We start from the raw sequence: 19133 nt of genomic DNA on the forward strand, positions 1-19133 counted from the left end.
AGGAAATCGGATACTCGGCTTATAGCGCCAATCCCCGCACCCGTATCGCGGCCACCTGGCCCAGGCGGCAATATTCCCGCGCTGTGGCGCCCTCGCTACACTTCTGAAATATAACGCTTTTCGTGGGATTGAGTCCTGTGCTGGTCGGGAAAATTTCCCGACCCGTCCGGCCCTGAAAAGGCCGGGGCCGCTCCGGCCGGCGACTCCAGTTTGAGAGAGGCGGAGAGCCTGACGCCGCCAGCGGGCAGGTTGGCCAGCGTCAACGTCCCGCCGAGCGCCGCGACGCGTTCGCTCATGCCTCTCAGGCCCAGGCCGCCGCCGCCCGGCGTCGCGGGCAATCCGGCGCCGTCGTCGACGACGTCGACCGTTAAGCGCCCGCCGTCGCGCGTCACGCTGAGGCCGACGCGGTTCGCGTCCGAATGTCTGAAGGCGTTGGTCAAGCCTTCCTGCGCCACGCGATAGGCGGTGAGCGCCGTCGTTTCGTCGATCGGCCCGCGCGCGCCCTCCAACGCGAGGTCAATCGTCACGTCGGCCCGCGTCTCGCGCCAGCCGCGCGCCAGCGCCTCCAGCGCGTCGGCGAGACCCATTTCAGAGAGCGCCGCGGGACGCAGCCGGCCGAGGATGCGGCGGTTGACCTGCTGGAGCGCGGCGATCTGCGCGTCGATCTTCGCGCAGTCTTCGGCCAGAAGCGCCGGATCGGCCCCGGCCGCGCCGACTTTGCGCGCCAGCGCGCCCACGCCGGCGCGAATGGTGAAAAGGAAGGGGCCGATCTCGTCGTGAAGGTCGCGCGCGATATCGCGCCGCTCCTCGTCCTGCACATGAATCATGCGGCGCACCAGCCGCCGGTTTTCATCGTCGAGCCGGTTCAGCGTGGCGGCGAGGGCGTTGATCCGCTCAGCGATGGCGATGAACTCGGGCGCGCCGTCGGCGCCCGCGCGCACGTCATAGTCTCCTTGCTCCAGCCGTCGCAGGGCGCCGGAAAGCGCGCCGATCGGGCTGAGCGTGCGCGAGACGACATAGGAGACGAGCGCGAAGGCCAAACCGGCGACCCCCGCCGCGCCGATGGCGAGCCAGACGATCTCCTCCCAAATTTCCGCAATCTCGTCGGCGGGATTGGCCGCGATTTCGAGGGCGCCGAGCGGCGTCGCGATGCGTGTGGCGGGCGGCGCGCGAAAGACCAGCGCGCTGAACCAGTCCGGCGCGGGATTTTTCGCCGGTCCCGCCGCCTCGGACTCGCCTTCGACGCTGACGCGCACGTGGCGCAACCTGCGCGCGTCGGCGAGTAAGTCGGCGAGTTCGGCCCTGGGGTCCTTCGCGGCGCCGAGGCGGGGCAGGGTGGCCTCGACGAGGTCGCGCGCGAGCCGCGTCGCGCCGTCAGCCTCGGCGTTGACGCGCGCCCCGGCATGGAGGATCAGCAGGCCGACGCCGAAAGCGAGGCCCGCGAGGAGGACGCCCCCGAGCAGGAGCGAGAGCCGGGCGCGCAACGACAGACAGTGAACCATGGCCACTTTCCTTCCAGAGGCCGGGACTTTACGAAGGGCGCGCCTTTGGTCAATCTCGCTCTCGAGGAGCACGATGCGCGTTCTGATTGTCGACGATCATCCCATCATTGTCGCCGGCTGCGCCGCCATGCTGGCGGGCGAAGGCGACATTGACGTTGTCGACGCGCGCGATGCGGAGACGGGCCTCGCCGCCTTTATCGCGCACAGGCCCGACGTCACGGTCGTCGACATCGCCATGCCAGGCGTCTCGGGGCTGGAATTGACGCGCCGAATTTTGCAGGAGGATCCCGCGGCCCGCATCGTCGTCTTCAGCATGAACGACGACCCGATCTTCGCCGCGCGCGCCATCGAGGCCGGCGCCAAAGGCTACGTCACCAAGAACGACGACCCGTATCTGCTGCTGAAGGCCGTGCGCGAAGTTGCGGCCGGCGGCGTGTTTTTGATGCCGAAGATCGCCAATCAGCTCGCCTTCGAGAAAGGCGGCGGCGCCGGCCCGCTCGGGTCGCTCACGGCGCGTGAGCTCGAGATCTTGCGCATGCTCGGATCTGGCCTCGGCATGGCTGAAATCGCCGAGGCGACGCAGGTGTCCTACAAGACCATCGCCAACAGCTGCTCGATCATGAAGCGCAAGCTCGGCGCCCGCACGCCGATGGAGCTGATGAAAATCGCGCTGGAGCAGAAGCTCGCGTAAGGCCTGTCCATGCGGCCATGCGCGGTCACGCCGGGACGATGGTCTCGCGCTCGGTCAGCAGATAATCGAGCCGTTGGTCATGCGGCTCAGTCGGGACGTGGTCGGTCTCCTGGCAGGAATAGGCGACGCCAATCGCCGTGACCTGTTTCCTCGATCTCAGTTCGGAGAGGGTCGCGTCGTAAATGCCGCCGCCATAGCCGAGGCGAAAGCCCCGCCGGTCGAAGGCGGCGAGCGGCGAGAAGAGGATGTCGGGATCGCGCGCGATCTTGTCCTCGGAAGGCTCGGACAGGCCAAAGGGCCCCTTCACCAGATCGTCGCCGGGCGTGAAGTCGCGAAACACCAGCGGATGCCTCACTTTGTGCATGACCGGCAGGACGACGCCATAGCCCCTTGCGGCGAGCGCGTCGATCAGCGGGCGCGTGTTGAGCTCGCTGCGGATCGGCCAATAAACCGAGATGACCGGCGTGGCCACGCCGGCCTTGGCGGCGATCTTCGTGACCAGCGCCAGCCCCCTTGCGGCGGCGGCGGCCGCGGCGGCATGGGCTTCCTGCGGGGTCACGAGGTCGCGGCGCGCCAGGGCATGCCGGCGCAGGTCGGTTTTCGGATCGGTCATCGGGAAACAGGCCGGGGAAGAGACAAGATGAAAGCGCGGGCCACGTGAGCCGTGGGACGTCGATCCCGGGAACCTACAACGTAGGTGGGCGCCGTATAGCCAAGCCCACGGGCAAGGCCAGGGACAGCTCCCTTCAGGATCGATAAGGCCCCGGGGAATAAAGTCCTGCACGCACCCCGCAGCGCCGCTCTCAACATTTAGCGCAAGGCGCGGCTCGGCGCCAGCGCGCTTCAGGCGTATTCCGGTTCGGCCGGCGTTTCCTGCGGCTGCGCCGTGACGTCGACCGGCAGGCGCTTGATGCGGATGAGCGTGAACAGGCCGAAGGGCGGAAGCAGGCGGCGCTCGACGAGCTGCATATCGGCGCGCTGGTCGACCCAGTCGCCGATGATCGACCAGGGGAATTGCGGCCGCCAGCCCAGTTTGGGGGCGACATGCCGGTCGAGCCATGTCTCCAGAATCGCCAAAGGATCGTCCTTGCGGCTGACATGGTTGACGAGAACAATCTCGCCGCCGACGCGCACCACGCGCGCCAGTTCGTCGAGCATGGCCTCGGGCTCCGGCGCGACCGTCAGCACATAGGGCGCCACGACGCAGGCGAAGGCGCCGTCGGCAAAGGCCATCCGCGTGGCGTCCATCTTGGAGAGGCCGGCGACATGACGCAGCGATTCGCGATCGACGCGCTGGGCGGCGCGGCGCAGCATCGGTTCGGAGAGGTCGACGCCATAGACCTCCGTGTGCGGTTCGAACATCGGCAGTTCGAGGCCGGTGCCGACGCCGACGTCGAGAATCGGGCCGTCGGCCTTCGAGGCGGCGGCGGCGGCGGCGCGGCGGCCGGGCTTGAGGATGGCGGTGAAGGTCAGGTCATAGATGGGCGCCCAACGCGCATAGGCCGCCTCGACGTCGCAATTGTCGAGCGTTTCGGACTCGCGGGTGTAATCTCTGGCTTCGCTCATCTGGGCGCCCCTCGCGCGGTTACGGCGCGCGGCGTCGGCGCCATGACTGAAATTGTTTGTTTTGCAGGCTCGACGGCGGAGATGAAGCCGCCGCCCAGCACGCGTGCGGCGTCATCGGCGCGGTCGTAGAAAACGCAGGCCTGGCCCGGAGAAACCCCAAATTCGCCCGCCGCGAACACGACCGTCGCCTCATTGCCCTCGCGCGCAATGAGCCGCGCGGGCACGGGCGGGCGGGTGGAGCGGACGCGGGCCATGATGTCGATCCCTTGCGGCGGCAGTTTTGAGAACGCGCCGGGGCCGATCCAGTTCACATCGCGCAGCGCCACGGCGCGCGTTTCCAGCGCCTCGCGGGGGCCGACGACGACTTGCGCTTTGGCTGCGTCGAGACGGACGACGAAAAGTGGCTGGGCGTCGCGGCCCGCGACGGCCGCGCCGAGCCCGAGCCCGCGCCGCTGGCCGATCGTGTAGTGGACCACTCCGGCGTGCCGTCCGAGCACGCGGCCGTCGACATGCACGATCTCTCCCGGCACGACGGCTTCGGGGGCGAGGCGCTGCACGACGTCCGTATATTTGCCGCTCGGGACGAAGCAGATGTCCTGACTGTCGGGCTTGTCGGCCACCTCGAGCGAAAAGCGCCGCGCCATCTCGCGCACGTCGGCTTTGGTGAAGTCGCCGAGCGGGAAACGCAGCATCTTCAACTGTTCGCGGGTGGTCGCGAACAGGAAATAGCTCTGGTCGCGGGAGGCGTCCTTGGCGCGGTAAAGGGCGCGTCCGCCCTCGCCGTCGTCGCGCGAGGAGATATAGTGGCCCGTCGCCAGAAAATGCGCCCCGAGGTCCTTGGCGGTCTCGAAGAGGTCGGCAAATTTGATGAACTGGTTGCAGGCGATGCAGGGGACCGGCGTCTCGCCGCTCGCATAGGAGGCGGCGAATTCGTCGATCACCTTCTCCTGGAACTGGCGCTCGTAATCGAGCACGAAATGCGGGATGCCGAGCCGCGCCGCCACGGCGCGGGCGTCCTGGATGTCCTGGCCGGCGCAGCAGGCGCCCCGGCGGTGCGTGGCTTCGCCATGGTCGTAAAGCTGAAGCGTGACGCCGACGACGTCATAGCCCTGTTCCTTGAGCAGGGCTGCGACCACGCTCGAATCCACCCCGCCGGACATGGCGACGACGACGCGCGTCTCTCCTGGGGACGCCGGCAAGGTCGGCAGTTCGTCCGAAACAGGGGTGCATAACGTCATTTTTGAGGAGGATACGCGTTCGAGGGATACGAGCCCCGCCGCTCCGCCCACAATGGGCTGGCGCCGGAACACTGACATTTAGAGCATTATGCGTCTGAGACGCAATCGCATCTGCGAGATGGCCCGCCGACATCCTCGCGTCATATTGTTCCCCGGACGCATGGCTGCTAAGACGCCGCGAGCTGTAGCGGGGTGTGGGGACAAGTCCATGGGTGCGATGAAACTTCTGGCGGGCAACTCGAACCGGGCGCTCGCGGAGGCGATCGCAGCGCATCTCAACGTCCCGCTTTGCCGGGCCCATGTGCGCCGCTTCGCCGACCAGGAGATATGGGTCGAGGTCCTGGAAAACGTCCGCGGGCAGGACACCTTCGTCATCCAGTCGACGTCCTTCCCGGCCAACGACCACATGATGGAGCTGCTCATCATGATCGACGCGCTGCGCCGCGCGTCGGCGCGGCGGATCACGGCGGTCATCCCCTATTTCGGCTACGCCCGGCAGGACCGCAAACAAGGGCCGCGCACGCCGATCTCGGCCAAGCTCGTCGCCAACCTCATCACCCGCGCCGGCGCCGACCGCGTGCTGACCGTGGATCTGCACGCCGGCCAGGTGCAGGGCTTCTTCGACATTCCGACGGATAATCTGTTCGCCGCGCCGGTCATGGTCGCCGACATCAAGGCGCATCGCCTCTTGAAGAACGTCATGGTTGTGTCTCCGGACGTCGGCGGCGTGGTGCGCGCCCGGGCCCTCGCCAAGCGCATCGACGCCCCGCTCGCCATTGTCGACAAGCGCCGCGAGCGCGCCGGCGAATCCGAAGTGATGAACATCATCGGCGACGTGCGCGGCCACAATTGCATCCTGGTCGACGACATCGTCGATTCCGGCGGCACGCTCTGCAATGCCGCCGAGGCGCTGCTCGCCGCGGGCGCCGAGTCGGTTCACGCCTATATCACCCACGGCGTGCTGTCCGGCGCGGCGGTCGAACGCATCGCCGCCTCCAAGCTCAAGGAGCTGGTGATCAGCGACACCATCCGCGAAACGGAGGCGGTGAAGGCGGCGCACAACATCCGCGTGATCCCGATCGGCCCGCTGATCGGCGAGGCGATCGCCCGCACCGCGCGCGAAGAGAGCGTGTCGAGCCTGTTCGACTAGCCCGCTCGGGGCGGTCTTAGCGGATGGCAAGGCCCGTCAAAGCCAACCCTTCTGCTTCATCGCGGCGACAATCTGTTTGGCGACCAGCGTGGCGCCATGCTTGTTGAGATGATTGTCGTCAATGAAGAGCGGCAGACCGCCGCGCTCGAAGATGCAGCGCCCGGCGACGAGCGAGTTGCAAAACAGCTCCGACGGCCTGACGCGCAGAAGCGACGGGTTGTCGCCGAGCAGGTCGAGCTGCTCCGTGAAAGCATGGGTGCGTTCTTCGAAGAACGCGTAGCTGACGCTGAAGGGCGCCTCTCCCGCCGCGCCGAATAATTTGTTGCGCGCGAAAGAGATGGCGACGTCCCGACCCGCCTCTGGCAAGGGATAGACCAAGACGACGTTTCTGCCCATGCGCAGCAGTTCGTCGACGCTTTCTCGGAAGATCGCTCCGACAGAAGCAATTCTGCCGGCGTCCTTATAAAACTCCGCGCCCTTTGAACTCGGCAAAGCGAGAAAATATTTCTTCGCTCCCTCCGTTACCCCGCCTTCGCCATTGTCGTATCCGAAGCCCTCGAAATAGACGGGCCAGCGCGCGACGAGGACGATGTCTTTGAATTCGGCGTGCGCCTTCAGATAGTCGAAGACGGCCCTGTTATATTCCGGGCAAAGTTGGCGTTCGATTTCGGCGAAATGAACGCCGAGAATTGGCGGGCACCCTGAGAAACTGAATTGCTGGAGCGACGCGTGCGCTTCACCGAGCTGTTCGGCAAGATCATTGGCCAGGGCGGCGGCGTGACTATCGCCCCATAGAGCCACTTTTCTCGCCTCCTGCGCATGATAGACGCAAGATTTTTCCGGCGGCACGAAACTGAGGACGTCGCCGAAACATTCGCTTACCCGGGGCACGCGATAGTCGACTTCCGTCGCCAGCGCCGCCATTTCGGGGGAATATCTGTTGGGCAGGCCGCCGCTCGCGCCGACGATGACGGCGAAGCCGAGCAGGGCCGCCGCAGCGAAGCCGGCGTTTGCAAATATCGCGCGTCGCGAGAAACGGCGCGGATTTCTGAACGGCGTCTCGACGTATCGCCACGTCAAAACGGCAAGCGCCGTGATCAGGCCAAATAACAGCAGCGTCGTTGCAGCCGTCGGGGTCGATTGCAGGCGTAGCCTTGCGAAAGCGAGCACCGGCTGGTGCCAGAGATACAGGCTGTAACTGATGAGGCCGACGCCGACAAAGAGGGGTTGTGACAAGAGCCGTGCGCCAGCCGTTCCCTCGACGGCGTAGATGAGCATGAGACAGGCCCCGAGGACAGGCGCAAGCGCATACAACGAGGGGAAAGGCGTTGTCTTATCGAAGAGGAAAATCGACGCGAGAATGAGGCTGAGGCCCAAAATCGACAGGCCGTTGTCGAGCGCGGCCCGACGCTTGACCACAACGAAAGAGGCGAGCGAACCCGCCGCAAGCTCCCATGCGCGCGTCGGCGCGAGATAGAAGTTGAAGAAGGGGTCCAGCCGCGACATGTGCTGGCAATAGGCCAGGCTTAGAAAGAAGCACAGGCCGATAACCGAGATGACGGCGGCGCGCCCATATTTCCACGCCGCCAACAGCGCCAAAGGAAACAGGATATAAAATTGCTCCTCGATTGCGAGGCTCCATGTGTGGAGAAGCGGCTTGAGTTCGGACGCCGTGTCGAAATAGCCGCTCTGGCTCCAGAAAAAGAAATTCGAAACGAAAAGCGTTGTGGCGGCGGCGCTCTTGGCGAGTTCGTCGAACTCGCGCGGAAGCATCCACCGCCATCCGACGGCGATGCAGGCCAGCATGACCACGAAGAGCGCCGGCAAAATGCGCCTGGCTCGGCGCTCGTAAAAGCGGGCGAACGAAAACGCGCCGTCCGTCATTTCGCCGACAATGATGGAGGTAATGAGATAACCCGAGATTACGAAAAAAACGTCGACCCCGACAAAGCCGCCTCGAAACAGAGAAAAGCCGGCGTGAAAAAGGATAACTGGCACGACGGCGATGGCGCGAAGACCGTCAATCTCGGCTCGATACTTCATTAAGACTTGCGTGGCTCCGTGACTGCCAGCTTACTGCCAGGGCTAAGCTAAGGCGTTGCTCGATGAGAGATATCCAGCCTAACGAGCGCTTTCGTCAACAGCAGGGGCGCGGGGCTTGCCGCGGCGTTGGGCGGATGCAAAAAGAAGCCGTGCTGTTATCGATCTCCGCCCGCGAACCCGTTCCCGCCCGGTTTAACCTCGCCCGCTACTGCCTGGCCGAGAACGCCAGGGTGCGGCCGGACGCCGTCGCTCTGACGGTGGTCGGCGACGCCGGCGCGCAGCGCTGGACGCATGCGGCGCTCGATCTCAAGGTGCGCCGCCTCGCCGCGGGTCTTGCGTCGCTCGGGCTTAAGCCCGGCGCGCGGGTGATGATCCGCATGGGCAATGAAGCCAACGCTGCGCTCCTCTATTTCGCCGCCATTGCCGCGGGGTTCGTCCCCTTGCTGGCTTCCTCCCAGCTCACTTTCGAGGAGGCGGATTTCCTGCTGAAGGATTGCGGCGCGGCCGTGCTGGCGCTGGGCGTCGCCTTCGAGGAGGAGGCGCATGGCGGCGGCTTATTCGTGCTGCGCGGCGCCGATATAGAGCGTCTCGCCGACCATGCGCCGCTCGACGAATACGCCGACACCGCGGCCGACGATCCCGCCTATCTCGTCTACACTTCCGGCACGACCAGCCGGCCCAAGGGCGTGCTGCACGCCCATCGCGCCGCCTGGGGACGCCGGCCCATGCGCGCGCATTGGACGGGCCTTGGTCCCGGCGACGTGATGCTGCATGCGGGGGCGATCAACTGGACCTATACGCTGGGCGTGGGCATCGTCGATCCGCTCTCCGCCGGCGGTTCGGCCGTGCTTTATAACGGGCATCCCGACCCCGCCGTCTGGCCTCGACTCATCGCCGAGCGCCGCGCCACCGTCTTCGCCGCCGTGCCGGGCGTTTATCGGCAGATTCTGAAATACGCCGCGCCGGAGGAGGCCGATCTCTCCAGCCTGCGCCACGGGCTTTCCGCCGGAGCTGCGCTCGCGCCGAGCCTGCTCGCCGAATGGCGCGCGCGCACCGGCAAGGAGATTTATGAAGCGTTCGGCATGAGCGAATGCTCGACCTTCATCTCCAGCGGCCCGACGACGCCGGTTCATCCGGGCTCGCCGGGGCGTCCGCAGCCGGGCAGGGTGGTCGCCGCGCTGCCGCCGGAGGGCGGCGAGACGCCGCTGGCGCCGGGCGAGACCGGCGTGCTCGCCGTGCGCCGCGACGAGCCGGGGCTGATGCTCGGCTATTGGAGCCGGCCGGAAGAGGAGCGCGAGGCGTTTCGCGGCGACTGGTTCGTCTCGGGCGATCTCGTGGCCTTCGACGCCGAGGGCTACATGCATCACCACGGCCGCGCCGACGAGGTGATGAACGCCGGCGGCTATCGCGTCTCGCCCGCGGAAGTCGAAAAATGCCTGCTGACCTTCGACCAGGTGGCGGAAGCCGCCGCCGCCGAGCGACCGGGCCGCGACGCCGATGCGACCATTATCAAGGCCTATGTCGTCATGCGCGACGGGGCCGCCCATGACGAGGCGGCGCTCCTCGCCCACTGCCAAGCGCATCTCGCCGCCTACAAGCGCCCCCGCGCCGTGGTCTTTCTCGACGCTTTGCCCCGCAACGCCAACGGCAAGCTCGATCGCCGCGCCTTGCCGTAAGGCGGCGTCTCGACGCGCGGCAAGCGACAGCGCCCGAATCTGACCCGAAAATGAACGGCGCAGACAGGCCCCGTTCAGGCGCGTTGCTCCAGGATCGCGTCATGAGGTCGAACCCCCGGCGGCCTCTCGCGAGTGGAGCTCCCCATGGGCCGACAGTTTCGTGTGATCTCCGCCGCTGCTCTCGCGGCCGTTCTTGGCGCCGGCGTCCTCCCCGCCGCCGCCGCTGACTGGGACGATGGTTATCGAGACTGGGGCCCCGAGCGTCGCTGGGACGACGAAGATGGGGGACGCCGCGGCTGGGGCGACCGTCGCGGCTGGGACAATGGCGGCGACGCCGCCGCCGCCGCGCTGGGCGGATTCGCGCTCGGCGCGACGGCCGGCGCCATGGCGCAGCCCCCATATGGCGGCTGTTACATTGTTCAGCGCCCTGTCGTCGACGCGTGGGGCGACGTCATGGATTACCGCAGCGTCGAAGTCTGCGAGTAGCGTATCCCGTTCGCGTTTGTCAGCGTTTCCGCCGCCTCCCTCCCCGCCCCCTCGCATGGCGGCGGACGACGAGCCTCCCGGAGCGATCCGGGAGGCTTTTTTCTCAAGGAATGGGCTTGAAGGCGAGGGCGGACTTGCCGCCCTCCTTGGCGTCCCGGCGCCACACGCCGGCGTCGTCCTTCTCGAAATGCGCCTTGTGGCCCTTGCGGGCGGTCAGCGCCAGGCGGCCGTGATCCATGGCCCAGCGCACCGGGTCGAAGACGACGATGCCATTGTCGCGGCAGGCCGGCGCGAGTTGCGCCTTGCCCCCGCCGAACAGCGTCAGCATGCAGCCGGTGTCCTTGTCCTCGCGCAGCACTGAATAGCGCCCCGCGCCGTCGCCGGCGGCCACAGCGCCCGCCGCTGGCAGGAAAAGAAAGAGCGCCGCCAGCAGGCCGAGACGCTGCAGCTTTCTCGGGCCGGAAATCTTCGTCGACATCGACTTCATGCTCCAAGAACAAGGAGGGAATCGCGATCAAGTCTCCTCTTTTAGCACAGGAGCCGCCAGGGCCGATTCGCCAAAAGGCCCCTTCCTGCGCGGGCGCTGCGCGGGCGCGGTAATGTGTAGCAGTGCGCAAGCGGCGCCCGTGCGGTAAGCTCGGGGAGCATCAGCACAAGGAGAACCGAGCGTCATGGACCCGGCCGCTCTCGCTCTCGCCGAACGTTCCGCGCCGCGCTACACGAGCTATCCGACCGCGCCGCATTTCTCCAAGGAGATCGGCGACGCCGAGATGCGCGACTGGCTCGCCGCGCTCGATCCGCACGCGTCGCTCTCGCTCTATTTCCACGTGCCCTTCTGCCGGGAAATCTGCGCCTATTGCGGCTGCCACACCAAGGCGGTGCGGCAGGAGGCGCCGCTCACGGCGTATAAGGAAACGCTGCTGCGGGAAATCGAAATGACCGCGCAGGCGACGCGCGCGCGGTCGGTCGCGAGCATCCATTGGGGCGGGGGGACGCCGAGCATTCTCGGCCCGGCGCGCTTCGGCGAAATCATCTCGCGGCTGCGCGACCTGTTCGACTTCTCGCCCGAGATTGAGCACGCCATCGAGCTCGACCCACGCCTGCTCGACGCGCCCATGGCCGAGGCCCTGGCGCGGGCGGGGATCACCCGCGCCTCTTTCGGCGTGCAGGATCTGAACGAACACGTTCAGGAGGCGGCCGGCCGCGTGCAGCCGTTCGAGATCGTCGCAAGCGCGGTGGCGCTGCTGCGCGGCGTGGGCGTTACCGCGATCAACCTCGATCTGATGTACGGGTTGCCCGAGCAGAGCGTGGAGGATGTGGCGCGCACGGCGGCGATGGCCGCGTCGCTCGAGCCGCAGCGGCTCGCCGTGTTCGGCTACGCCCATGTGCCCTGGTTCAAGGCCAATCAGAAGCTCATCGACGCCGTGGCGCTCCCCGGCGCCGCGGAGCGTCTCGCTCAGGCCGCGGCCGTGCGCCGCACGCTGGAGCACGCGGGCTTCGAGGCGATCGGGCTCGACCATTTCGCGCGGCCGGACGATCCGCTCGCGGTCGCTTCGCGGGAAGGGAGCATGCGCCGCAACTTTCAGGGCTATACGATCGACGCGGCGACGGCGCTGCTGCCTTTCGGCGTCTCCTCCATCGGCCGCCTGCCGCAGGGCTTCGTCGGCAACGCCACCGATCTCGCCGGCTGGCGACGCGCAGTAGAGGCGGATCGCTTCCCCATTACCCGCGGCCTCGCCTTTTCGGTCGAGGACCTGGCGCGCGGCGAGATCATCGAGCGGCTGATGTGCGATTTCGCCGTCGACTACGGCGCCATCGCGCAGGAGCACGGCTTCGCCGCCGAATCTTTCGACGACGCGCGCATGTCGTTGCGGCGGCTCGAAAGCGACGGGGTGGTCGAGGTGATCGACCGGCGCGTCACGGTGACCGAGCGCGGCCGGCCTTTCGTGCGCCTTGCCGCCGCGGCCTTCGACGCCTATCTGGAGGCGTCAGCGGCGCGCCATTCGGCCGCGGTCTGAAGCCGCCGGGCGGGGGCGATCAGGAGAGAGCGGCATGTCGCCGACGACGGTCTATCTCGCCAAGCTCATGGGCGCCTATTCTCTGTTTGCGGCCGCCTGGCTCTATTTCCGCCGCGAGGCGGCGCTCGGGCTCATCGACCGCCTCTCCAGCGATCCCGTCTTCGAGTCGATGATCGGGACGCTGCGGTTGACCGTTGGCCTTGCGATCATCGTTGGCCATAACCGCTGGGACGGCTGGGTCGAGGCCCTGGTGTCGCTCATCGGCTGGATCGCCTTTTTCAGCGGCGTCGCGACCATGTTCCTGCCGACGGGCGCGCTGCGCCGCGCCATCGCGTGGATGCGCTTCAAGGAAAAGCTGCCGCTCTACGCGCTCGTCTCCTCGCTTCTCGGCGCGGCGCTGTTCATCGGCGGCGTCGCGGCGTGAATTTGACGGACGTTCCTCAGCTCGAGGTGCTGGGCCGCAAGCTGCTCGCGGAGGCGCAGCCGAAGGATGCGCGTCAGGCCGCGCTGAAAGAGCGTCTCGCCGCCTACGCGGCCGAAGGGTTTCTGTCCTTGAGCGACGAAGCCGGCTGGGCGGCCTGCGTGCTCGCCTTCGATTCGCTGTGTTGCGGGAATTTTGGCGTTGGCGCGCTGATCGTCGACGACGAAGGCCGGGTCTTCGCTTACGGCCACAATGAAATCTGCGCCCCGCGCTTTCGCAGCGACGCTCATGCGGAAATGGTCGTCATCTCCGACTTCGAGACGCGCTGGCCAAACTGCAAAAAGACCGGCCTGTCGCTTTACACCTCTCTCGAACCTTGCCCGATGTGCTATACGCGCATCCTCATTTCAGGCCTTGCGCGCGTCTTTTGGGTCGCCGACGACGACGCTGGCGGCATGGCGCGGCGCGCGCATCTGATGCCGGACTATTGGCGCGCGATGGAAAACCGCTGCCGCTTCGCGCGCGCCGAGACGCGGGCGCCGCTGCCGGGACTGGCGGTGGATATTCTGAATTACAATCTGAATGCGCTTGGGGGGACGGTCGCGTTGCGGCCGATCGGGGGCGACTGACGAGACAGCCGGCGTAAGTGTTGGGTTAATCTCGCGCTGTCGCGAGTGATTTTGCGTCTCCCGGATGAAATGATTTGCGTTTCTATTCGCGATATTCGTCGCGCCCGGGCTGAATCTGAGAGCTCGACGACGCGAGAACGCCCCCAGCGCGTAGGTGGCGCGGGACGTTCTCGGTTCCGTAAATTGCGTCAGCTCACGGCCTTCACCGGCGGTATGACCCAAGAATTATCCAGGATCGACGGCTTGTGTTCCTTGGGCCAGTATAGACGAAGCATCAGCACGAATTTTCCCTTCGGCGCCGGAAGCCAGTTTGCTTCCTTGTCCGGCCCCGGCGACTCGTTTTGGATGTAAATCACCAGCGAACCGTCCTTCTCCAGAGTGGGATTCGTCCGCATGCTCATGGAATAACGGTTGATGGGGTTCGCGACGAAGAAATACTGTTCGTCATACATTGTGAGCGACCAGAAGCCTCTCGCCGGCGGCAGCTGACCCGGCGGAAACCGCATGACCCATTTCTTCGATCCGTCGTAAGACTCCAAGATCGAAGGCTTCAAAGAGGTCGGATAGACGGCGTCCTGCGGTCTATTGGCCCCGAGCCCGATCGCCGTGACTAGCGCCCGCTGGATATAGTCCGCGCCATAAAGCCCCGTCTTAGTCGTGTAGCCCCAGCCGTTAACGTTGGTCACGTCGCCATCGCTGAACTTGAAGTGCATCATGATGCGGTCGAAAGAAATTTTCGGGATCCGCATCTCCCAGGCGCCGTCAATCAGTTTGCCGTCGAAAGACTTGCCGGGCGCGAGGCCGATCTTGGCGAAGCGCTCCAGCGCCGGCGCGTCTTTGGGAGACGGCGGATTTCGCTTCATCAGTTCCGCCAGCAGCGTGAAATACTGCGTCGCCGTCATCCGGTTCACTTGATCCCGGACAGCCGTCTTCATGTCGATCGACGGATCGACCTTTCCGGGCGGCGGCGTCCAATCTTTGCCCCACGCGCTGAAGGGATAGAGCTTGAATTTGTCCTGAAGAGCGTGGACGGCCGCGTAGTCCTCCGGCGTGCCCGTGCAATAAATTCGGCCCAATAGCCAGACAATGCTCGTCGGCGACTCGACATGCTTTAAGCCGGCGGGGACCTTTCCTTTCCAGCCGGGGCCGGAGATCAGATAGGTTTGAGCCTTTTCTCCGCTCGTGCGGGAGCCGGGCGCGTCGAAGACGGTCGTCCAGCCGTCGAGCAGCGGAAGCAGGAAATAGCGGTTGCCCATATCAGGCGCGTCGAGCACCCAAGGCTCGTCGCCAACATCGAAGAAAGCCGATGTGTAGAGCGTGTCTGCATTCGGCGCCGTGACGTCTCGGAATGAGGCGTCTGGGTAAGACCGCAACTTGATCAACTGACCCATTGGCGCCCGCGTCCCTTCGGGCGCTGCAACATTGGTCATGACACGCCGCGTCATCTCCATCGTCACGAGCGGATAGCCGTAGACATAGGCGTCGGACGCGATCTTAAAGGCCTCCACATCCTCGATTGCGTCGAGCAAGATCCTGTCCCAGGCAAAGCCCCGCGACGGAAGGCCGCCCGCAGCGATCAGACTAACGCCCCCAAGCGTAGCGGCGCGGCGTGTGAATTTCATACGTTTCTCCTCGAGGCCGTTGGCGTGAACTCCGCATAAACGCGCGTGATCGTTACGCTCAGCTTGAGCGAAAGCAATACCCCAATACGTCGCGGGCCTACCTGGATGAATTCCAGTCGGGCCCGCGCGGCGACGCTCCAGCCACTTGCGTTCAAGCCCAGCCAACCGCCCGCGCTTGCCCTTCCGCCCCCTCGCGCCCTTGTCTAAGTTAGCCAGCAGGCGCACATTTTCTGACCGGGGAGCTCTGGCGGATCGCAGTGCTGGGTCGAGCATACGCTGGCCGTCCGAACCTCTTTGCTGGAGACGCTGAACCGGCGAGCGCGGGTTTGCGCTCTCGGGGAGTCTGTTCGTGGGCGATAAGGTTCAAGGCGAACAAGCAGCGCATGGACGAGGCGCGCGCGGCGGCGAAGGCGACATGGAGCCGCTGATCGGCAAGGCCAATGAATGCGTCGACGGGACGGCGCAGCTCACGCATAGCCTGCTGGCCTTTTCGCGCCAGCAGCCGCTCGCGCCGCAGGTCGTCGACGTCGACAAACTCGTCGCGGCCATCACCAATGCGTGCTCGATTCCGGCGTCAATTTCCTGGCCAAGCCGTTTTCGATCGAACAGCTCGGCAAGATGATCGCGACAGTTCTTCAGAGGGGCTAGACTCGCGCCGTCGAGGGTGCGGTACGTACTATCACGTGATTGAAGATCTCTATCGAATGCGGTCATATGCGGCAAGCTGTCGCATGTGGACAGGCAATCGGGAGTTCGAGATGAAGGGCGAATGTGTGAACCGCGAAGGTGGAAATTGGGGCGCGGGAGGTCACATTGCTCGCTCGGAACGGCATTGCCGGTTGCTGGACAGCTATTTGTTGAATCTGGACCGGGGCGTCGGCGCCGTCCGCAGCATGATCGCCGGCGATCTGCGCCGGTTCACCGAAATGGGGGCGAACCGCTACGCGGCGGATTTGGCCATCGTTCTTGACTGCTTCGTCGCCGAGGTCGAGGGGGCAGGCGCGATCGGTTGCGAACCCGCCGCCTGAGCGACAGTCGTCGGACGTAGCGCAGCGCGTACTAAGAGGATTGGCCGGCGGCCTTGTGACGGGCGGCGCGCTCCTGCATCGTGCCTCTCCCGATTCGACCGACTTTCGCGACTCATGCCCGTCTGGACCCCCGAGCAGGATCATGCGCTGACAGCGGTCGCCCGCTGGCTCGCGACGCCGGGCGGGCCGCAGGTGTTTCGCCTGTTCGGCTATGCCGGCACGGGCAAGTCGACGCTGGCGCTGCATCTCGCCGACCATGTCGACGGCGACGTCGCTTTTGCGGCCTTCACCGGCAAGGCGGCGCTGGTCATGCGCTCCAAGGGCTGCAAGGACGCCCGCACCATTCACAGCCTGATCTATCGCGCGACGGATTCGGAGACGGAGGAGCCCAGCTTCGTCCTGAACGACGACAGCGACGCCGCCCACGCCAAGCTCATCGTCATCGACGAGTGCTCCATGGTCGACGAGGAGCTTGGCCGCGATCTGCTCTCCTTCGGCAAGAAGGTTCTGGTGCTCGGCGATCCCGCGCAACTGCCGCCGGTGAAGGGCGGCGGCTTCTTCACCGAGGCCGAGCCGGAGGTGATGCTGACGGAAGTGCATCGTCAGGCGGCCGACAATCCGATCATCCGCCTCTCCATGACGATCCGCGAGGGCGGGGCGCTCGCGCGCGGCGTCTATGGCGAGACGCAGATCGTCGCGCGCGAGGGGCTCGACCCGGCGCTGATCACCGGCGCCGATCAGGTGCTCGTCGGCCTCAACAAGACGCGGCGCGCCTATAACGGCCGGCTGCGCGAATTGCGCGGCTTCACCGGCGCCTTTCCGCAATCGGGCGAGAAGCTCGTGTGTCTGCGCAACAATCGCAAGAAAGGCCTGCTCAATGGCGCTCTGTTCACGGTGAAAAGCGCGGGGGCGCTGAGGCGCGGCAAGATCAGAATGCTCGTGACGCCCGAAGAAGGCGAGGCCGGCAAATTCCAGCGCGTCGCCGTCATTCCGCAATTCTTCGAGGGCGGCGAGGGCGAAATTCCCTACGCGCTGCGCAAGGAGTCGGACGAATTCGATTTCGGCTATGCGCTGACCGTGCACAAGGCGCAGGGCTCGCAATGGGACAGCGTCGCGCTCTTCGACGAATCCTTCGCCTTTCGCGAACATCGCGCGCGCTGGCTTTATACGGGCGTGACTCGGGCGGCGAAGAAGCTGACGCTGGTGATGTAGGGGTTTGCGGTTGTTGGCGGACCCTTCGAGACGGCCGCTTCGCGGCCTCCTCAAGGTGAGGGATTATTAGAATCCGGGGGCGTGGGCTTGCATCAAAATCTTCATCCTGAGAAGGCGGCGAAGCCGCCGTCTCGAAGGATGGGCCGCGAGCACGGAGGGAAACGCAGATGCTCATCGAAATGCGCCGACTCTCCGACGGCGCCGTTTATCGCTTCCATCCCGCGCCCGCCGGCGACGACGGTTCTCCGCGTTACAAGCGGGCGGACAAGGACGTCTGGATTCTCCACGAGCCCGCCTTCGGCTGGATCGTCTGGGACGCCGGCGAGCAGGCTTTGATGGGCCGCCCCTGGGAGATTCCGGTCGACGAGCAGGGCGCAACGCCGCCCGAAGGCGTCTGGGTCAGCCGCAAGGGCGCGCATTCGTTCGTCTACGAGCTTGCTTTCGCGGAGAGCTGACTATCGACCCCAGGAGTCGATTGCGTCCGCAAACACGCGCTCGCCGGACGGGCCTTTCTCCATATTGATCGTTGCGGCGCGGCCGTCGGCGAATTGCAGCGGCAGATCGAGCACCGCGAGCGAGCGGAGGAGCTGCACGTTGCGCATTTCGCGGTCGCCGCGCATCAGGCCGATGAGGAAGTTGTTCTCCGTGATCGGCACGGGAATGCCGACAACCTTCTCGCCCGCCTGCGCATCGGCGCGCCGCATCTGGATCGGGCCGATGGCTTTCACATTGCCGAGCGGGCTGCCCGGCTGCGGCTTGAAGGAGATCGTGATCGTATGCGACGCCGACAGCGCCGTGTCGGTGTTCTTCTGGAACAGCAGGCTCATTTTGAGCTTGGCGTCCGGAATGTCGAGCTCGCCGCGAATCGCCGACGTCATCGGCTGGCCGGGTCCGCCGCCGACATTCTCGAGCCGCCAGACGATGGAGCCATTGTAGATGCGGTCGACCTTGTCGGGCTCTTGCAGCGAAGCGACCCAGAGTTCGGCCTTCTGCGCCACGGGGATCGAGGTGACCCGCTTGGGCCCCGCCTGCGTGGCGCCGCCCTCGACGCGGTCGCCGAATTTCCCGCCCTCCGCGCCGGCGGCGGCGTTTTCCGCGGGTTTGAGCTTTGCGAGGTCTTCCGGGCGTTCGCGCAGATACCACGCGAGCACGCCGACGACCACGAGCAGCGCCACGAGCACGCCGCCGAGCGCCAGCATCCGCGCCGGCGGGCGCTGCGATTTCGGCGGGCGGGGCAGGGGAGCGGCCGGCCGCTGGGCCTCGCGCGGCTGAGGCGGCGGCGCGGTCTCGGCGAGCGTGTCGCGCCAGGCGTCTTCGACGGTGCGCGACGGCGCGGGCTCGGGCGGCGCGCCATTCGCCGGCTCCAGGATGCGGGCGGGAGCCGGCGCGGGCGTCGCGGGTTTCGAAACGCCCGGTTTGGCGGGCGCCGGTTTGGCGGGCGCGGCTCTTGCGGGCGCCGGAGTCGAGGCCGCCGGCTTCGTCGGAGCGGGCTTGGCGGGGGGTGGCGCGGTCGTCGCGGCGGGCTTTGTCGCGGCGGGCTTGCCGGCGCCGGGGGGCGTCGGCGGCGTCTGCGGACCCTTGCCCGCATATTCGAGTTCGACCCGGGTGATCGCCTCTTCGAGCGCGCGCCCTTCGGCGGCGATGTCCGCGTCGGGGACCGGCGGCTGGATGCCCCGCAACTGGCTGTGCAGCGCCTTTCGCGCCCGGTCATAGACCGCCTGTCTTGCGTCGGGCCTTTGCTGCGCAAGTCCAGAAATGGCGCGGGAGATCAGCGAATAATAGTCAGCCATGGCGGGTTAAGAGCATTTCCCAGGGGGGGCGTCAATCCTGAGTCCCTTGCAAAACCGCGAA

The 19133-nt window shown here is 66.2% G+C and carries 19 protein-coding genes and 1 other RNA gene; 11 read left to right on the plus strand and 9 right to left on the minus strand.

What is annotated here, in order from left to right; translation table 11 throughout:
• Positions 1-95: 95 nt before the first annotated feature.
• Complete coding sequence (locus RVU70_RS15015) at positions 96-1502, minus strand: histidine kinase (protein WP_363347680.1); 1407 nt, start codon at positions 1500-1502, stop codon at positions 96-98.
• Positions 1503-1575: 73 nt separating this feature from the next.
• Here RVU70_RS15015 and RVU70_RS15020 point away from each other — a divergent pair, with 73 nt between their 5' ends.
• Positions 1576-2193 (plus strand): response regulator transcription factor, encoded by a 618-nt coding sequence (locus tag RVU70_RS15020; RefSeq protein WP_363347682.1) that lies wholly within the window; start codon positions 1576-1578, stop codon positions 2191-2193.
• Positions 2194-2218: 25 nt separating this feature from the next.
• Here RVU70_RS15020 and RVU70_RS15025 read toward each other — a convergent pair whose 3' ends face one another.
• The 4 genes from RVU70_RS15025 to mnmA form a co-directional block, all read right to left on the minus strand.
• Positions 2219-2806, minus strand: coding sequence for a 5-formyltetrahydrofolate cyclo-ligase (locus tag RVU70_RS15025; RefSeq protein ID WP_363347684.1), 588 nt, complete (start codon positions 2804-2806; stop codon positions 2219-2221).
• Positions 2807-2840: 34 nt separating this feature from the next.
• Positions 2841-2994: non-coding RNA, 6S RNA (gene ssrS / locus RVU70_RS15030), on the minus strand.
• 42 nt (positions 2995-3036) lie between these two features.
• Positions 3037-3759 carry a class I SAM-dependent methyltransferase gene (locus tag RVU70_RS15035; protein ID WP_363347686.1) on the minus strand — a complete coding sequence of 241 codons (723 nt, stop codon included), beginning with the start codon at positions 3757-3759 and terminating at the stop codon, positions 3037-3039.
• Positions 3756-4997 (minus strand): tRNA 2-thiouridine(34) synthase MnmA, encoded by a 1242-nt coding sequence (gene mnmA, locus RVU70_RS15040; protein ID WP_363347688.1) that lies wholly within the window; start codon positions 4995-4997, stop codon positions 3756-3758. Before mnmA ends, RVU70_RS15035 begins: the two co-directional genes overlap by 4 nt.
• A gap of 208 nt (positions 4998-5205) precedes the next feature.
• Between mnmA and RVU70_RS15045 the strand changes: the two genes are divergently transcribed.
• Positions 5206-6147 carry a ribose-phosphate pyrophosphokinase gene (locus RVU70_RS15045; RefSeq protein ID WP_363347690.1) on the plus strand — a complete coding sequence of 314 codons (942 nt, stop codon included), beginning with the start codon at positions 5206-5208 and terminating at the stop codon, positions 6145-6147.
• Between the two features lie 36 nt (positions 6148-6183).
• Here the strand turns inward: RVU70_RS15045 and RVU70_RS15050 are convergent, their stop codons facing one another.
• The gene (locus RVU70_RS15050) at positions 6184-8190 is read right to left on the minus strand and encodes an acyltransferase family protein (RefSeq protein WP_363347692.1); all 2007 of its coding nucleotides are present in this window, start codon (positions 8188-8190) and stop codon (positions 6184-6186) included.
• Between the two features lie 134 nt (positions 8191-8324).
• On the opposite strand from RVU70_RS15050, the gene RVU70_RS15055 reads away from it, so the two are divergent.
• Together RVU70_RS15055 and RVU70_RS15060 are read left to right on the plus strand one after the other, a co-directional pair.
• The gene (locus RVU70_RS15055; protein WP_363347694.1) at positions 8325-9866 is read left to right on the plus strand and encodes an AMP-binding protein; all 1542 of its coding nucleotides are present in this window, start codon (positions 8325-8327) and stop codon (positions 9864-9866) included.
• Between the two features lie 144 nt (positions 9867-10010).
• Positions 10011-10352, plus strand: a complete 342-nt coding sequence (locus RVU70_RS15060) for a hypothetical protein (protein WP_363347696.1) — start codon at positions 10011-10013, stop codon at positions 10350-10352.
• A gap of 103 nt (positions 10353-10455) precedes the next feature.
• Here RVU70_RS15060 and RVU70_RS15065 read toward each other — a convergent pair whose 3' ends face one another.
• On the minus strand, positions 10456-10830 hold the full coding sequence (locus RVU70_RS15065; RefSeq protein WP_363347698.1) for an AprI/Inh family metalloprotease inhibitor: 375 nt from the start codon (positions 10828-10830) through the stop codon (positions 10456-10458).
• 193 nt (positions 10831-11023) lie between these two features.
• On the opposite strand from RVU70_RS15065, the gene hemN reads away from it, so the two are divergent.
• Genes hemN through RVU70_RS15080 form a run of 3 tightly spaced genes read left to right on the plus strand, consistent with a single transcriptional unit; the run spans position 11024 to position 13420 of the window.
• Positions 11024-12370, plus strand: a complete 1347-nt coding sequence (hemN, locus tag RVU70_RS15070; RefSeq protein ID WP_363347700.1) for an oxygen-independent coproporphyrinogen III oxidase — start codon at positions 11024-11026, stop codon at positions 12368-12370.
• A gap of 34 nt (positions 12371-12404) precedes the next feature.
• Positions 12405-12794: a hypothetical protein gene (locus RVU70_RS15075; RefSeq protein ID WP_363347702.1), complete on the plus strand. Its 390-nt coding sequence runs from the start codon at positions 12405-12407 to the stop codon at positions 12792-12794.
• Positions 12791-13420, plus strand: a complete 630-nt coding sequence (locus RVU70_RS15080; protein ID WP_363347704.1) for a nucleoside deaminase — start codon at positions 12791-12793, stop codon at positions 13418-13420. The genes RVU70_RS15075 and RVU70_RS15080 overlap by 4 nt, the downstream gene beginning before the upstream one ends.
• Before the next feature lie 188 nt (positions 13421-13608).
• On the opposite strand, the gene RVU70_RS15085 is transcribed toward RVU70_RS15080, so the two are convergent.
• Positions 13609-15042, minus strand: coding sequence for a DUF1254 domain-containing protein (locus RVU70_RS15085; protein WP_363347706.1), 1434 nt, complete (start codon positions 15040-15042; stop codon positions 13609-13611).
• Positions 15043-15391: 349 nt separating this feature from the next.
• Here RVU70_RS15085 and RVU70_RS15090 point away from each other — a divergent pair, with 349 nt between their 5' ends.
• The 4 genes from RVU70_RS15090 to RVU70_RS15105 all read left to right on the plus strand — a co-directional run bounded on the left by RVU70_RS15090 (position 15392) and on the right by RVU70_RS15105 (position 17737).
• Positions 15392-15664, plus strand: a complete 273-nt coding sequence (locus RVU70_RS15090; protein ID WP_363347708.1) for a hypothetical protein — start codon at positions 15392-15394, stop codon at positions 15662-15664.
• A 109-nt stretch (positions 15665-15773) separates the two neighbouring features.
• A complete protein-coding gene (locus RVU70_RS15095; protein WP_363347710.1) occupies positions 15774-16070 on the plus strand; it encodes a hypothetical protein in 297 nt (98 codons plus the stop codon).
• Positions 16071-16184: 114 nt separating this feature from the next.
• Positions 16185-17282 (plus strand): AAA family ATPase, encoded by a 1098-nt coding sequence (locus RVU70_RS15100; RefSeq protein WP_363347713.1) that lies wholly within the window; start codon positions 16185-16187, stop codon positions 17280-17282.
• 167 nt (positions 17283-17449) lie between these two features.
• Positions 17450-17737 carry a hypothetical protein gene (locus tag RVU70_RS15105; protein ID WP_363347715.1) on the plus strand — a complete coding sequence of 96 codons (288 nt, stop codon included), beginning with the start codon at positions 17450-17452 and terminating at the stop codon, positions 17735-17737.
• Here the strand turns inward: RVU70_RS15105 and RVU70_RS15110 are convergent, their stop codons facing one another.
• Positions 17738-19072 (minus strand): hypothetical protein, encoded by a 1335-nt coding sequence (locus RVU70_RS15110; protein ID WP_363347717.1) that lies wholly within the window; start codon positions 19070-19072, stop codon positions 17738-17740.
• Positions 19073-19133: the final 61 nt, after the last annotated feature.

The sequence above is a fragment of the Methylocystis echinoides genome (assembly GCF_040687965.1).
Classification (GTDB): Bacteria; Pseudomonadota; Alphaproteobacteria; order Rhizobiales; family Beijerinckiaceae; genus Methylocystis; species Methylocystis echinoides_A.